8 protein-coding genes and 2 rRNA genes (1 of these 10 running past the window's edge) are annotated in these 15,200 nt (G+C 60.8%); 1 reads left to right on the top strand and 9 read right to left on the bottom strand.

Features of this window, described 5'->3' with window-relative positions; all coding sequences use genetic code 11:
- Positions 1 to 10: 10 nt before the first annotated feature.
- Positions 11 to 1,537: a CoA-acylating methylmalonate-semialdehyde dehydrogenase gene (locus AB4O12_RS25110; protein ID WP_024011486.1), complete on the bottom strand. Its 1,527-nt coding sequence runs from the start codon at positions 1,535 to 1,537 to the stop codon at positions 11 to 13.
- Positions 1,538 to 1,686: 149 nt separating this feature from the next.
- Here AB4O12_RS25110 and AB4O12_RS25105 point away from each other — a divergent pair, with 149 nt between their 5' ends.
- Positions 1,687 to 2,634 carry a LysR family transcriptional regulator gene (locus AB4O12_RS25105; RefSeq protein WP_016771799.1) on the top strand — a complete coding sequence of 316 codons (948 nt, stop codon included), beginning with the start codon at positions 1,687 to 1,689 and terminating at the stop codon, positions 2,632 to 2,634.
- On the opposite strand, the gene AB4O12_RS25100 is transcribed toward AB4O12_RS25105, so the two are convergent.
- From AB4O12_RS25100 to AB4O12_RS25065, 8 genes are all read right to left on the bottom strand, one after another.
- Entirely contained in the window at positions 2,631 to 3,086 is a 456-nt protein-coding gene (locus AB4O12_RS25100) for an OmpA family protein (protein WP_460059900.1), read from the bottom strand. The two genes, AB4O12_RS25105 and AB4O12_RS25100, sit on opposite strands and share 4 nt — an antisense overlap.
- Before the next feature lie 43 nt (positions 3,087 to 3,129).
- Positions 3,130 to 4,398 (bottom strand): diguanylate cyclase domain-containing protein, encoded by a 1,269-nt coding sequence (locus tag AB4O12_RS25095; RefSeq protein ID WP_460059899.1) that lies wholly within the window; start codon positions 4,396 to 4,398, stop codon positions 3,130 to 3,132.
- The gene (locus AB4O12_RS25090; protein WP_041477864.1) at positions 4,395 to 4,964 is read right to left on the bottom strand and encodes a YfiR family protein; all 570 of its coding nucleotides are present in this window, start codon (positions 4,962 to 4,964) and stop codon (positions 4,395 to 4,397) included. Before AB4O12_RS25090 ends, AB4O12_RS25095 begins: the two co-directional genes overlap by 4 nt.
- 119 nt (positions 4,965 to 5,083) lie before the next feature.
- Positions 5,084 to 7,192 carry an exodeoxyribonuclease V subunit alpha gene (gene recD / locus AB4O12_RS25085; RefSeq protein ID WP_460059898.1) on the bottom strand — a complete coding sequence of 703 codons (2,109 nt, stop codon included), beginning with the start codon at positions 7,190 to 7,192 and terminating at the stop codon, positions 5,084 to 5,086.
- Positions 7,189 to 10,875, bottom strand: coding sequence for an exodeoxyribonuclease V subunit beta (gene recB / locus AB4O12_RS25080; RefSeq protein WP_460059897.1), 3,687 nt, complete (start codon positions 10,873 to 10,875; stop codon positions 7,189 to 7,191). Before recB ends, recD begins: the two co-directional genes overlap by 4 nt.
- Positions 10,872 to 14,324, bottom strand: a complete 3,453-nt coding sequence (gene recC, locus AB4O12_RS25075) for an exodeoxyribonuclease V subunit gamma (protein WP_460059896.1) — start codon at positions 14,322 to 14,324, stop codon at positions 10,872 to 10,874. Before recC ends, recB begins: the two co-directional genes overlap by 4 nt.
- A gap of 153 nt (positions 14,325 to 14,477) precedes the next feature.
- A 5S ribosomal RNA gene (gene rrf / locus AB4O12_RS25070) occupies positions 14,478 to 14,593 on the bottom strand.
- Positions 14,594 to 14,747: 154 nt separating this feature from the next.
- A 23S ribosomal RNA gene (locus AB4O12_RS25065) occupies positions 14,748 to 15,200 on the bottom strand (it continues 2,441 nt past the right edge of the window).

Genomic DNA, 15,200 nt, shown 5'->3' with positions numbered 1-15,200 from the left:
GATCGAATCCTCAGCGCAGGTTGATGGTGGTGTTCACGCCGTCGTTGACGCTGTCGTCGTCGAACCAGCGCGCCGTGACCGTTTTGGTCTGCGTGTAGAACTGCACCACTTGCTTGCCGTACGGGCCGAGGTCGCCGAGTTTCGAACCGCGCGAACCGGTGAAGCTGAAGAACGGTACCGGCACCGGAATCGGAATGTTGATGCCGACCTGGCCGACGTCGATTTCAGTCTGGAATTTACGCGCCGCCGCACCGCTCTGGGTGAACAGGCCAGTGCCGTTGCCGAAAGGATTGGCGTTGACCAGCGCAATCGCCTGGTCGAGGGTGTCGACTTCCAGCACCACCAGCACCGGGCCGAAGATTTCCTGGGTGTAAATCTGCATGTCGGTGGTCACACCGGAGAACAGGGTCGGGCCGACAAAATTGCCTTGTTCATAACCCGGCACGCTGATGTCACGACCATCGAGTTCAAGCTTGGCGCCTTCCTTGATGCCGCTTTCGATCAGTTCGAGGATCCGCGCCTTGGCTTTTTTCGAAATCACCGGGCCGACATCGGTACCCGGCTCGCTGCCGGCGTTGACCTTGAGTTTCTGCGCCAGCGCTTTCAGGTCTGGCAGCCACTGTTTTGCGGCACCGACCAGCACCACCACCGACGTGGCCATGCAACGTTGCCCGGCCGCACCGAAACCGGCGCCGACCAAGGCATTCAGCGCTTGCTCGCGATTGGCGTCCGGCAGTACCACGGCGTGGTTTTTTGCGCCCATCATCGACTGCACGCGCTTGCCGTGTTTGCCGGCCAGGTCATAAACGTGGGTGCCGACAGCGGTCGAACCGACGAACGACACGGCTTTGATGTCCTTGTGCGTGCACAGGCCATCGACCACATCCTTGCCGCCGTGAACCACGTTGAGCACGCCAGCAGGGACGCCCGCTTCGATCGCCAGCTCCACCAGCAGCATGGTCGACAGCGGATCCTGTTCCGACGGCTTGAGCACGAAGGTGTTGCCGCAGGCGATCGCCATCGGGAACATCCACAGCGGAATCATCGCCGGGAAGTTGAACGGCGTGATGCCGGCGCACACACCGATCGGCTGGCGCAGAGTGTAAGTGTCGACGCCGCCAGCGACGTTCTCGGCGAACTCGCCCATTTGCAGGGTGCCGATCGAGCACGCGTGCTCGACCACTTCCAGGCCACGGAAAATATCGCCTTCGGCATCAGCAATGGTCTTGCCCTGCTCGGCGCTGAGGACCACTGCGATGCGCTTGGAGTGCTCGCGGATCAGCGCTTGCAACTTGAGCATGATGCGCATCCGCGCGCCGATCGGGGTCAGTTTCCAGGTCTGGAACGCGCGCTGGGCGGCGCTGACAGCGGCATCGACCTCAGCGGCGGTGGCGAACGGAACCTTCGCCAGCACTTGCTGGGTGGCCGGGTTGACGATGTCGTGCCACTCGGTGGTCTGCGACTCGACCCACTCGCCGTCGATCAGCAGCTTGACCTTTTGCAGCGTGGTGTCGTTGGGCGTAAGCGATGCGTTCATGCTGGTCTCCAGAACTTGTTTTTATCGTAGGAGCCAAGGCGAAAGGTTCGCCTTGAGATGAGGCGTGTGTCGCGAATTGGTTGTCGGACTGTTTTTGGAGTATAGATGTGCAAACTTCTAATAAGAACGCACATATAAGCCCGTCCATCATGCAAAAAAACATCACCTCGCTAGGCTCGCTGAACTGGGACGACCTGAAGTTTTTCCTCGAAGTCGCCCGCACCCGCAAGGCCAGTACCGCCGCCAAACGCCTGGCTGTCGACTACACCACGGTGTCGCGACGGATCAGTTCGCTGGAAGCGGCGCTCGGCACATTACTGTTCGAGAAATCCCGCACCAGCGGCTTCGTCCTGACCACTGAAGGCCAGCGCTTGCTCGGTTATGCCGAGTCGATCGAAAGCACATTGCACATGGCTTGCGAGCAGGTTTCGGGCTCGGGCGTGGCCCTGTCCGGCCATGTGCGCATGGGCTGCACCGAAGGCTTCGGCAGTTTTTTCATCACTCCGCAACTGAGCCATTTCGTCGACGCCTACCCGGCAATCTCGGTGGACATCCTGCCGCTGCCGCACTTCATCAGCCTGTCCAAGCGCGAGGCCGACATCGTCATCGCCCTCGAGCGGCCGGAGCACGGGCCGTACGTCTGCTGCAAACTCTGCGACTACCGTTTGCAGCTGTACGCAACCCAGGACTATCTGGACAAACACCCACCGATCCGCCGCCCGGCCGATTTGAGCAAGCATCAATTCATCAGTTATGTGGACGACCTGGCGTTCAGCTCGGAGCTGCTCTACCTGGCCAACGTGCTGCCCGGCGCCAGCGCAAACTTGCGCAGCACCAGCGTGATCGCGCAATACGTTGCCGCGCAGCAGGGGCGCTCGCTGGCGATCCTGCCGTGCTTTCTCGCCGCACAAGACCCGCGATTGCTGCCGGTGCTGCCGGAGGAAATCGACATCACCCGGCAGTTCTGGATGTACTGCCGGGAGGATCTGAGGAAGCTGAAGCGGATTACGTTGTTGTGGGATTACATCCGCGAAGTGACTGAACGCAATCAGGCGTTGTTGATGGGTGAAACGCGGGAGATGCGCTTTGCCGATTAGTCGGCGCTGACCACGATCGACACCCGGCGATTTTCCGTACGCCCCGCTGCGGTGTCGTTGGAAGCCACCGGTTCGCTGCTGCCCAGGCCTTGCAGCTGGATGTTTTCCTGCTTCATGCCGACCGTGCCGAGGACGTTGGCGACGCTCTTGGCCCGGCGCAGCGACAGTTGCTGATTGTAGGTTTCCTTGCCGGACGCATCGGTGTGGCCATCTACCCGAACGCGCTCGATCCCCACGCCGAGCAGCGCCTTGCCGATGCGTTCGACGATTTCCGTGCTGGCTGCGTTCAGGCTTTCGACGTCACTGCCAAACAGCACTTTGCCCGACAAGCCGAACTCCCAGCCGTCGTCGGTCAACTCGAAACCCTGCTGTTTGAGCACGGCGACCTGCGCCGGTGTCAGGCCCTTTTGCGGGGCGGTCTGGCAACCGCTCAGGGTCAGCGCGGCGATCATCAGCAATGCGGAAAAAGTCGAACGGGAAGAGTGAACACGGACATCAGCTCCTGGTATGAACGGAATCGACCGGGCGCTCCGACCCGGCGGTGAATTGCGCGCCGCGCGACAGGCGCTTGGCCTGGTACATTGCCGCGTCGGCTGCGTTGAGCAAGGCACCCGGCGTGGCGCCATGATCGGGGTAAACGGCGATGCCGATACTGAGCGAGGTCACCACACTGCTGTCGCCGGGCAGGGTGATCGGCATGTCCATGCTGGCGAGAATCTTGTCAGCGATGTGCTCAGCGTCTTCGACCGTGTGCAGTGGCGCAAGCAGCACGGCGAACTCGTCGCCGCCCAGCCGCGCGACCAGATCATCCTCGCGCAATTGCGCTCGCACGCGATTGGCGATGGCCACCAGCACTGCGTCGCCCGAGGCGTGGCCGAAGTTATCGTTGATGCCTTTGAAGCGGTCGCTGTCGAGAAACAGCACGGCGACCCGCTCATCGTGTTTTTTGCCGTTGCGCAAGGCGCGCATCAAGCGGCCTTCGAAAAACGCGCGGTTGGGCAAACCGGTGAGGCTGTCGTGGGTCGCTTGGTGAGCGAGAGTTTCGTTTTCGTTTTGCAGATGGGTTTGCCACGACTCGAGTTCGCCGAGCAAGGCATTGAAGTCGTTACCCAGATTATCCAGTTCAGCGATTTGCGCCGGCGGCACGCGCCGATCCAGCGCTCGCTCACTGCGCGCGGCGTGGGCGACGGCGGCGAGGCTGTGCAACGGGCCGATGATCGCGCGCAACTGCCGCCGCGCCAGATAGAGCGCGACCCAGGCGCTGATCGCGGTGCAGAGCACAATCCCGGCCAGGCCGCTGAGCAGGAAGCGCATCAGGCTGCCGCCGTGACCGATGAGCAGGACGCGACCGATTTCGCGGTCCTGATGCTCGATCGGCAGGCTGACCGGTTTTTCCAGAAGAGCGCGGGTGATCTGCATTTCCAGCTCGGAGAACAAGCCGGTCTCGACGCGCTGCCATTGCGCAATCAATTGGCCTTGCGCGTCGAGCACTCGGGCATCCGCTACTTCCTCGGTGGCGGCGATGATCGCCAGCGCCTCGGTTGCCGCCGCTTTGTCATTGAACACGACGGCTGCCTCGACGGTGTAGCTGATCGAACGGGCGATCAAGTGCAGGTTGTGGTCGGCATAGACCCGCAGCGCGAGCACGCCCAGCAAGGTCAGCGAAACACTGGCCATCGCCACCGCCACCAGCGCGACAATCAAATGCCCACGGCCAATGACCGAACCAAGGGTGGGGCGAGCCTTCCAACTGAACAGCTTCATGGCGCCGCCGCTTTGCGACGGGACAACTGCAACACGCTGGGGTGAATGCGCACACCACTGCGAGCCACGGAGTCGAGATTGACCTCGAACGACACTTGTTCATCGCCAACGCGCAGGCAGAACAGACTGCCGACGGTGCATTGATCGTCTGCTTCGCTGATGCTCAGCACCGGATGCCCGATCAACGATGCGAACAGGCGACTGCGTTCATCGGCGGTCAGCTTGCCGATGTACACCGCGTCGCATTCGCTGACGATGGCCGGGTTGTCCGCCAGCAGACGCCGCACAGCCACCGGCCGACCCGTGGCTTGGGTGGTGCCTTTGACCAGGTCATCGGTGTATTCGGTGGGGCCGACGATGCACAGACGCAATTGCGCCGGCTCCACTGGCCAGCGTGCGTAACTGAGGATGCCAAGAACCACTTGCGTGACCGCTTTGGCCCGTTGCTCGGCCGGCCCGGTTTGCGCTTGGGCGATGGCGCTGCCCGTGAACAACCAGAGCAAAACGATCAGCAATGCGTGCTGGCAGGCCACCACACGCTGTGTCGCCCAGACGGCCACCTTCATGGAGGGATTCTCTTGGAGCGTAACGAAATGATGCCGCAACGATAGCACAGCGCCAGAACACCAGCGAGGCGCCTGCCTCTGACCGGTTGGTCAGTACTCGTTGTCGGTCATTCAGCGCTTCATCCCGGAGGCTCGGTGCCCTCTTCCAGTTCCAGCATCAGCCCGCTCAGACGCTTGACCTTGCGCAGCACCGCCTCTTCAAACACGCCTGCACGCGGCTCGATCAGGGTGAACCAGTGCCGCGCGCGAGTAATCCCGGTGTAGATCAGCTCTTTGGTCAGTACCGGATTCAGCGCATCCGGCAGGATCAGCGCCGTGTGGGCGAACTCCGAACCCTGGGACTTGTGCACCGTCATGGCGTACACGGTTTCGACATCATTGAGTCGACTCGGCAACACGAAGCGCACGCCGCCCTGACCATCGTTACGCGGGAAGGCCACGCGCAGAACCGTTTTGCCGATTTCTGCGCCTTCACGCTCGGGCAGTTTCAGGGCGATACCGATGTCGCCGTTCATCAGGCCCAGACCATAGTCGTTGCGTGTCATCAGCACCGGCCGACCTTCATACCACTGCTGATCGCTCTCGATCAGACGCGCCTTGAGCAACGCAGCGGTAATGCGCTGGTTCAGACCTTCAACACCCCATGGCCCTTTGCGCACCGCGCACAGCAACTGGAATGTGTCGAACGCCTGCAAGACTTCCCGCGCCCAATCGGTCCAGTCCGCATGCTCAAGTGGCCGCGTCGACGGTGGACGCTGATCGCGCAGTACGCTCAAGTAATGGCGATAACCTTGCGGGCCGTTGCCGTGACCTTCGAGCAGCAGGCGTTCGAGCTTGAGATCGTGCTCGCCTTTGAGCGGCAGCGAATACACGTCGTCGTAGCCGCCGGCCGCGAGCAACTGTCGCGCCTCGTCGGCCAATTGCTGATTGACCCGGCGCGCGAGCTGACCGATACCGCTGCCCTCGCCGAAGCGGCGCGAGTGACGCAGCATCACCACTTGTTGCGCCAACGGATGGGTGCCGTCGTAGTCTTCATGCAAACCGCTACCCTGCAACGACTCGCCACTGACAGACTCCAGCCATTGTCGCGTTTGCGGGCTGTACCAACCGCCCTCGGCGTCACGGCACAGATCGCCCAACACCGCACCGGCCTCGACCGAGGCCAACTGATCCTTGTCGCCCAGCAGCACCAGCCGAGCATGGGCCGGCATGGCGTCGAGCAAGTTCGCCATCATTTCCAGGTCGATCATCGACGCTTCATCGACCACCAGCACATCCAGCGGCAGGCGGTTGCCGGCATGGTGACGGAAATGCCGGGTGCCCGGTCGACTGCCGAGCAGACGGTGCACGGTGGTCACATCGCTGGGGATCGCCGCGCGCACCGCTTCGGCGACTTGCAGTGATTGCACTTGCTGACTGATCGACTCGGTCAAACGCGCAGCGGCCTTGCCGGTCGGTGCCGCCAGACGAATGCGCAGCGGATGGCCAGCCTCGACGGCCGGTGCCTGCAACAACGCGAGCAAGCGCACCACCGTGGTGGTTTTCCCGGTGCCCGGGCCGCCAGTGATGATGCTGAAGGCGCTGCGCGTAGCGATGGCGCAGGCGAGTTTTTGCCAATCGATGACAGCTGCGGATTCCGCGCCGCCGAACAATTCGTTCAGACGCTGCGGCAGATCATCCGGCGTCGGCTCCTGCTGCAACAAGCGTTGGCGCAACGCTGCATCGATGCGGCGTTCGTAGGTCCAGTAGCGGCGCAGGTACAGGCGTTTCGAGGACAGCACCAGCGGACGTGTCTGCGCTGTTTCACTCGGGTCAGCGGCCAGGGCCACCAATGGACTACTTGCCAGCACTTTGCACCAATGGGCTCCATCGAGCGTTTCGAGCAATTGCGAGGGCAGCAGCAACACACCGCCCTGCACGTCGCCTTCGGGCGGCAATGACAGTGCAAAATCCGGCGCCTTGAGGGTTTCAAACAGGTCCAGACACACATGACCATGGCCGAGTTGGTGACTGGTCAACGCCGCCGCGAGCAACACCAACGGGTCGGTCTCGGGCTCGAGTTCATGCAGGAACGCGACAAAGGCGCGGTCCAGCGCGCGCAGCCAGCCGCGCTCGACCCAACGGCTCAGCAACAACAGCAAATCATCGGCGCGGGTCAGCGGCGAGAGTTTCGACAGGCTGTCCGCTTCCAGCGGCGTCGGCAGCAGATCGGCGAATGTGCGGCTCATAGCAGGACTCCCTGTTCCCGGGCGGGTTCGGACTTGGGTTCGGGTTTGCCCTGGAACATCCGGTCGAGGCGTTCGATCAATTCCCGTGGTGGACGCACGAAGTACACGCCGCGACTATCCGCACGCGTACCGCGTAGAAACAGATACAGCGCCCCGCCGATGTGACGGTCGTAATCGTAATCCGCCAGCCGCGCCTTCAACTGGCGATGCAGTGCCAGCAGATACAGCACGTATTGCAGGTCATAACGGTTGTCGAGGATCGACTGCTCCATCGCCTGCACCGTGTAGGCCTGATCATCCACGCCGAGCCAATTGGATTTGTAATCGGCGACGTAATAGCGGCCAGCGTGCTCGAAGGTCAGGTCGATAAAGCCCTTGAACATGCCGTTGAGTTGTACCGGCTCCGCCGACACCCGGGCGACGCCATTGTGGGTGTGCTGGCGCACCTGTTCGTCGAGCTTGAGCACGTCGACTTTGTGGCTGGCAAACCAGAACTCCATCTCGACGCGGTATTGCTTCAACTGCTCAAGAACCACCGGCGGTTGCCCGCCAGCGATCGGCAACGGTGACTTGAGCAAATGTTGCAGCCAGTCAGTCAGCGTGGTGATCCAGCCTTGCCAGCCGCGCAGGTTGCAACGCCGGGCAATTGCATCTTCCAGCGCTTCGCGGGTAACCGAAAAACCTTCAGCGCCCGCCCATTCGAGCAAGCCATGTAAAAACGTGCCCGGGTTAGGGCCACGCGGGAAGCGGTGGATATCGGCGCCACCACTGCTGATTTCATGTGGCGCGTCGGGATCGAGGCGCTCGTCGTCGAAGAGCTTTTGCGCCTGCGGACTGTCCGGTGCTTCAACGCTGCCGACGCTCAATATGTCGCTGATGCGCAAAGCGCTATAGGAAGCGATCCACCAGTTTTCACTGGCTTTGCGCTTGGGCCGTAGCGTCGCTCGTAGCACTGCTTCATTGCGCGGCGGTTGGTAATGCTCATCAGTGGGCTGAGGCATTTCGCTGATGCCGATGGCCGGGCAGTCTTGCTGCAGATCCCGCAGCCAGCGATTCAGTTCGCTGGACTCGCCCAAAGCGGCACCGCCACCGAGCAAATAACCCAACGCCGACAGGTGCAGCACCGAGCTGTTGTTATTGCCGCGCTTGAGATCAGTGACGCCCAGCCAACAGGCATGCTGCGCGCGGGTTAACGCGACATACAGAAGACGCAGATCTTCGGCCAGACGCTCATCGTCAGCCAGGGCGATCAACTCGGGGGTCGGCTTGAGGCTGATCTGCGCCTTGCCTGCAACGTCGTGGTAATGCAGCGGCAAACGGCTGCCATCCACCGGTTTCGCCGAGCAAATGAATGGCAGGAACACCAGCGGATATTCCAGACCCTTGGATTTGTGGATGGTCACCACTTTGACCAGTTGCTCGTCGCTTTCCAGACGCAGAATCTGCTCTTCACCGGCCTGACCGGACAGTGCCAGCAGCTCGGCCAGATGGCGGATCAGCGCTTGCTCGCCGTCCAGTTCAGCAGCGGCTTGCTGCATCAGCTCCGACAGGTGCAAAAGGTTGGTCAGCACGCGCTCGCCGTCACTGCGCTGCATCAGGGTTTGCGGCAGGTGGAAGTCGTGAAGCAGGCGTCGCAACATCGGCAACACGCCCTGTTTGCGCCAGAGCTCTCGATAGCCACGGAACTGCATGACCCGGGCTTCCCAGACCATTTCGTCCTGGTTCAACCGCTCCAGCTCGGTCAGCGGCAGGTTCAATGTGGTGCAAGCCAGCGCAGCCTTGAGCGAGCGTTCGACATCGGGTTCGGCGCAAGCCTTCAGCCAGGCCAGCAGATCGTGCGCCTCTTGCGCGGCGAACACGGAATCCTTGTCTGACAGATAAACACTGCGCACCCCTCTGGCGGCGAGTTCGGCGCGTACGGCTTGGGCTTCCTTACCGTCGCGGACGAGGATCGCTATGTCCGAAGGGCGTAAACCTTTGAAGTCGTCTGCTTGAAAGAAACCAGCGCTGCCGGTTTGCCCGCCATTGAGCAGTGCGGTGATTTGACTGGCGCAGGCGGCGGCCATTTGCTGGCGATAGACCGCGCCGGACAGCGGCTGATCGCTGGGCAGTAGCCAGACATTCAGTGCTGCGACGTCTTGCCCGGCAATCCGCAGCGTTTCCTTGCGTCCCTGAGACTCGACCGGGAGGAACGGTACCGGGTTTTCGCCGGTTTTCTCGCGAAACAAAAACGCGCCGCGTCCTTGCTCTCGGGACTCGGCGCGTTCGAATACGTGATTGACCGCTGTCACCATGCCGTGGCTGGAGCGGAAGTTGGTGCCTAGTGTATGCAAACGGCCGGTAGTGGCCTGACGTGCGCGCAGATAGGTGTAGATGTCGGCACCACGGAAGGCATAGATCGCCTGCTTGGGGTCGCCGATCAGGAACAGGCCGGTGTCAGGGTGATTGTCTTCGATGCGGTAAATGCTCTCGAAGATGCGGTACTGAACCGGGTCGGTGTCCTGGAATTCGTCGATCAGCGCGACCGGGAACTGCTCGCGGATCAGCGTTGCCAGACGCTCGCCGCCCTCCGATTGCAGCGCGGCATCCAGACGCAGCAACATGTCGTCGAACCCCATTTCTGCGCGACGGCGCTTCTCTTCTTCAAAACGCGCGCCGACCCACTTGGCAGCGTGTTGCAGAACAGCAGCATCGGGCGTCGGCAAGGCATCCAGGCTCGACTTGAGTCCGGACATGGCGTCCAGCCCCGGATGACTGGGAGCCTGGCCTTTCCAGGCCTCGGCCATGCCATCGGGCGTCAATCGGGTGAAGCCGGTGCCAATGTCCAGTTGCTCAAGCGACTCGTCTTCCGCCCAGGTCTTGAGTTTCTCGAACCAGGGCTCGAAATAACGCGCCTGCATCTTGCGGCCATCGACGGTTTTGCTGGCGACGCCTTCATGGCAGAGCGCGAGCAGTTCGTCTGCCCAATCACGCCAAGGCGCTTTCAGTTCGACCAACGCCGCCCGCCGCTCCAGCAAACACTCCTCGATCAGCTCCGCGGGCGCCTTGCCTTCATCGGTGTCACGCTCGCTGGCAAACAAGCCGCGCACCCGAGGCAACAACGCGGCGGGGCCACCCCAATTGCTGCGCACCCAGTTCAGCGCATCGCCCTGCATCGGGTAGCAGAACAGTCGCCAGTAATCGCGCAACACTTCGCCAAGCAGATCGCTGTGATCGGTTTCCAGGGATTGCGTGAACAGGCTGCCGCTGTCGAACGCATGCTCGCGCAGCATGCGCTGACACCAGCTGTGAATGGTCGAGACGGCGGCTTCGTCCATCCACTGCGCGGCGATATCAAGGCGGTTGGCGCAGCCCGGCCATTGCTGCGGATCGAACTGATCGCGCAGCTCGGCAATCAATCCGTCGGGGGCAACAATTTCATCGCGGAAAAACCGCGCGGCCTCAGCCAAGCGTGTCCGAATGCGTTCACGCAGCTCTTTGGTAGCAGCGTCAGTAAACGTCACTACGAGGATTTGCGGCGGCAGTAATTCTCGTGCAAAACCGCTTGTCTCGCCGCCATGGCCGAGAATCAGCCGCAGATAAAGTGCCGAAATCGTAAAGGTTTTACCGGTGCCGGCGCTTGCTTCGATCAACTGACTGCCGCGCAGCGGGAAGGCCAGAGCCAACGGTGTTTTGGTACTCATGCGCGCGCACCTTCGCTGGACAAGGAACGCCACGGCGCTTCGAATAATGGGCGGTACAACGCGTCGCACCAGCCGGTGAAGGTTTCGTCTGCCAACAATGCATCGAAGTCGGGATATTGCCGGAGCAGTGCCGGGCTTTCACGCCGCTCACCCTCGTTGGTCTGACCGTCGCCTTCATAGGCTTTTCGCGCAGCGGCTTCGGCTTTGACCGGGTCGGATTGCGACAGCCAGGCGAACGCGGTTTTTATCGCAATCGGCAAAGGTTGGCGCATGCCGGTTTGCCAGGCGAGCAGCAAGTCACCGAGCAATCGCAGCGCTCGGTCCCGCTCCATTGGCTCAAGCAACAGTGTGTCGTCACTGGCGACCAATGCCGTCGTCAACGCATGCTCGCTGGCGCAGGCGACCAGATGGGTGACCCACGGTTTGGTCAGCCGGTGCCACTTGCGCGTTTTGATCGAGCCGATGCTGTTGGGAATGGTCGTGACTGAAAGTAGTCCGCCATCGGCGCGTTGATGCAGGCTTGCAAGCCAGCCCTCCAGCCGCATACCTTGCAAGTCGAGACTGACCGGGATCGCACTGGTCAACGGCGTCGGCCATAACGTCAGCAACTGTTGATAACGCTGCAGAAGATCCGGTAGCGGTTCGATCAGTTCACGCTGTAGGCATTCGCCAAAACCGGCCATAGGCAGCAGACCACTATTTTGCAGGCGCAGCGCCCGGGCGTGCAGTGCCTGATCGACATCGTCCGGCTGACTGAGTGCGGCTTCCAGCAAACTGTCGCTCAGCGTGTAGCGCTGTAGCGCGTCCAGCACGAAAGGTTCTTCATCGGCCAACGGCGCTTGCGCAGCCTCGAAATAGACCTTGAGACGTTGTGTGAAAAAATGCCGAACCGGATTACGCAGAAAGTCCTGCAGCAATGCCAGCGTCAACGGTTCCTCTTGAACATATGGCGCGAGTAACGGTGCTTCGCTTTGCTGCGCTTTCTCTTGATGTAACACCTGCCACTCGCTGGCGTAGCTGAACAGTTGCTCGCCTTCGTGGAAATAGCGGGCACTGAAAGGTTGCAGGGGGTGTTCTTCGGTCAGCGCTTCCAATAGATCCTGGGTGGGGTCGATTGAACGCCAGCCGCTGGCGAGGTGATCGCGCAACTGGCCGATGAGCACCGAGGCGGGTCGTTCGCTGTTGTCGCGGATGCTGCGACCGACCCAACTGATATAGAGCTGAGTGCGTGCGGATAACAGCGCTTCAAGTAACAGATAGCGGTCGTCCTCACGTCGTGAGCGGTCGCCAGGCCGGTAATCACTGCCCATCAGATCGAAGTCCAGCGGCGGCTGCGCGCGCGGATAATCGCCGTCGTTCATGCCCAGCAGACAAACCAGTTTGAAAGGAATGGCACGCATCGGCATCAAGGTGCAGAAATTCACCGCACCGGCGAGGAATCGTTGCGACAATCGGCCCTGATCGAGCCCGGCGAGCCAGGCTTCGCGCACAACAGTCAGCGGCAGTTCGTCAGTCAGGCCGACCGCCTCGCAGGTTTCCAGCCAGGTCTCGCGAAGCTCTTCGAGCTGGGTCAGCAGGTAGTCGTCGTGCTCGTTGCTCGCCTGAAAGAACACCTGCATCAGCGCCTGCAAGCGCAGCCCCCACACTTTCGGTTGAGCCGGTTGCGTGAGTTGCTGATGAGCGATTTCCAAGGCATCCAGCAGCGCAACCAATGGCCCGATCAGGGCAGCATCAAGTCCACCAATTTCGTCGTAAGGCTCGATACCTGCACATGCATCGGCACTGCCGACGGCGTAGCCCAGCAGCATTCGGCGTAGACCGAAATGCCAGCTGTTCTGCTCCAGTTCCTCAGGCAATCCGAGACCGGCCCGTTGTTCGGCACTCATGCCCCAACGCACGCCGGCACCCTCGATCCAGCGGTGCAGGGTTGGCAGGTCACGTTCCTCTACGCCAAAGCGAGCACGCAGAGCTGGAACATCGAGCAGGTCGAGAATCTCGCTGACCGGGAAACGGCTGTCCGGCAGCTTGAGCAGGTGCTCGACGGCGATTAGTAATGGATCACGTCCTCGCTGGCCCTGGTCCGCCAAAGTGAACGGAATGAAGCGCGGGTCAAATCGATCGAGCTGACCGAAAACCGCGCGGATATGCGGTGCGTAGCTGTCGATATCAGGGACCATCACGATCACGTCCCGTGGGCGTAGAGCCGGGTCGGCGCTGAAACGCGCCAGGAGTTGATCGTGCAGGATTTCGACTTCACGCTGGGCACTGTGGGCGATGTGAAACCGGATCGATTGGTCCTGCGTCAGGTCGACAGCGGGCCAGAGCGCACGAGTCTCGTTGAGGGGGCGCAATTCGAGGATGTCGTCCTGAAGCTGGTTAAGCATGTTGTGCGGCTGGGCTTCGCTGAACAGGTCGATGCGGCCGTCACGAAAGGCTGCGCGGTAGCTGTTGGGATCGTCGTAGCTGTCGAGCAGGTTGATATAGTCGCGACCTTGTTTGCCCCAAGCGGCCAGCAACGGATGTGCGTGCTGATGCAGGGTCTCGGCATCAAGTACAACTGGCATCCCGCTTTTGCGTTGTTGCCGCTTGTATTGATGTCGCAGCAGGTCCTTGTCGGCGACGATATCGGCCCAGTGATGGCGACAGGGATTGTGTACGCAAAGCAATACCTGGCTAAAACGTGCCAGACCGGCGAGCGCTTCAAGAACTTGTGCGGGCAATAAAGAAATGCCAAAGACGATCACGCGCGGCGGCAGCGCAGCCGGGGCCTTGTCGAGTATGTTGATGCGTTCCATGAAGCGTTGATGCACGCCGGCACGACTCTGCGCCATGCCTTGTTCGCCGACGTCATCCAGCAGCGCTCGCCACAACTCTGCCTGCCAGCAACTGGTCGCTGGCAGAGGCTTGATTTCACCTCGCACATTGCGCAGTTGGTGGCGGCCTTCCGCCCAATCTTCCAGCCAATCGGCCCGGTAGACCTGATATTGGTCGAACAGATCGGCCAGACGCTCTGACAATTGATAGCGCTTGCGCAGATCGCTGTCATTGGTGAGGAAGCGTTGCAGCGGCTCGAAATGTGGGCGGTCGATTACCTGTGGCAAGAGGCGCATCAGGCGCCAGGTCAGCGGAGCCTTATCGAGCAGGGATTTCGCCGGAATCTCTTCTCGTCCCAATACCAAGCGATAGAGCTGCCACATGAAACTGCCGGGTAGTTGAACGTCAATCGCCGCAGCGATCCCGCAACCGCCAAGGTCATCGTCTTCAGGATCTTCGGCCAATGCGAGTTTGAGCCATTGGGCGATGCCGTTGCTTTGCACCAAAGCGATTTCGTTTTCCAAGGGTGCCAGTGGGTAGCGCCGCATGATGCTGACCACAAGACTGCGCAGCTCATCGAGACTGTTGCTCTGAACCACCATGAATGCAGCGTTGAGGGACTGGGCGTCCGACATATGGATTCCTTGGAAAATCGCTAAAGCCGAGGCAGAACCTTAGCATTGTCGGCCGGCTGTGACAGCCGGACGAGGTCTGCGAAGGCTGTAAGAACTTTCTCGCAGGCAAAACAAAACCCCAACTGCTTTCGCAATTGGGGTTTCGGAATTTAATCTTGACGATGACCTACTCTCACATGGGGAAACCCCACACTACCATCGGCGATGCATCGTTTCACTGCTGAGTTCGGGATGGGATCAGGTGGTTCCAACGCTCTATGGTCGTCAAGAAATTCGGGTACTGACTCGGGACCGGATGGCCTCGCTTCAGAAAATTGGGTATGTGACAGCTAGGTGTTTGTGAATTTCGAACTTTCGGTTCGTTTCGTCTTCACACACCGCAATCTGGTGCCTTTTCAGGTCAGCAAATTGCTTGGGTGTTATATGGTCAAGCCTCACGGGCAATTAGTATTGGTTAGCTCAACGCCTCACAGCGCTTACACACCCAACCTATCAACGTCGTAGTCTTCGACGGCCCTTCAGGGAACTCAAGGTTCCAGTGAGATCTCATCTTGAGGCAAGTTTCCCGCTTAGATGCTTTCAGCGGTTATCTTTCCCGAACATAGCTACCCGGCAATGCCACTGGCGTGACAACCGGAACACCAGAGGTTCGTCCACTCCGGTCCTCTCGTACTAGGAGCAGCCCCTCTCAAATCTCAAACGTCCACGGCAGATAGGGACCGAACTGTCTCACGACGTTCTAAACCCAGCTCGCGTACCACTTTAAATGGCGAACAGCCATACCCTTGGGACCGGCTTCAGCCCCAGGATGTGATGAGCCGACATCGAGGTGCCAAACACCGCCGTCGATATGAACTCTTGGGCGGTATCAGCCTG

It is taken from the genome of Pseudomonas sp. S2_A05, assembly GCF_054668485.1.
This window is presented reverse-complemented; position numbering and strand designations above follow the sequence as displayed.

What these genes read in the sequence shown, in the direction of transcription:
- recD (WP_460059898.1), bottom strand. Translation starts at nt 7,192, where the DNA reads ATGAGCCGCACATTCGCCGATCTGCTGCCGACGCCGCTGGAAGCGGAC.
- AB4O12_RS25110 (WP_024011486.1), bottom strand. Translation starts at nt 1,537, where the DNA reads ATGAACGCATCGCTTACGCCCAACGACACCACGCTGCAAAAGGTCAAG.
- AB4O12_RS25090 (WP_041477864.1), bottom strand. Translation starts at nt 4,964, where the DNA reads ATGAAGGTGGCCGTCTGGGCGACACAGCGTGTGGTGGCCTGCCAGCAC.
- recB (WP_460059897.1), bottom strand. Translation starts at nt 10,875, where the DNA reads ATGAGTACCAAAACACCGTTGGCTCTGGCCTTCCCGCTGCGCGGCAGT.
- AB4O12_RS25100 (WP_460059900.1), bottom strand. Translation starts at nt 3,086, where the DNA reads ATGATCGCCGCGCTGACCCTGAGCGGTTGCCAGACCGCCCCGCAAAAG.
- AB4O12_RS25095 (WP_460059899.1), bottom strand. Translation starts at nt 4,398, where the DNA reads ATGAAGCTGTTCAGTTGGAAGGCTCGCCCCACCCTTGGTTCGGTCATT.
- AB4O12_RS25105 (WP_016771799.1), top strand. Translation starts at nt 1,687, where the DNA reads ATGCAAAAAAACATCACCTCGCTAGGCTCGCTGAACTGGGACGACCTG.
- recC (WP_460059896.1), bottom strand. Translation starts at nt 14,324, where the DNA reads ATGTCGGACGCCCAGTCCCTCAACGCTGCATTCATGGTGGTTCAGAGC.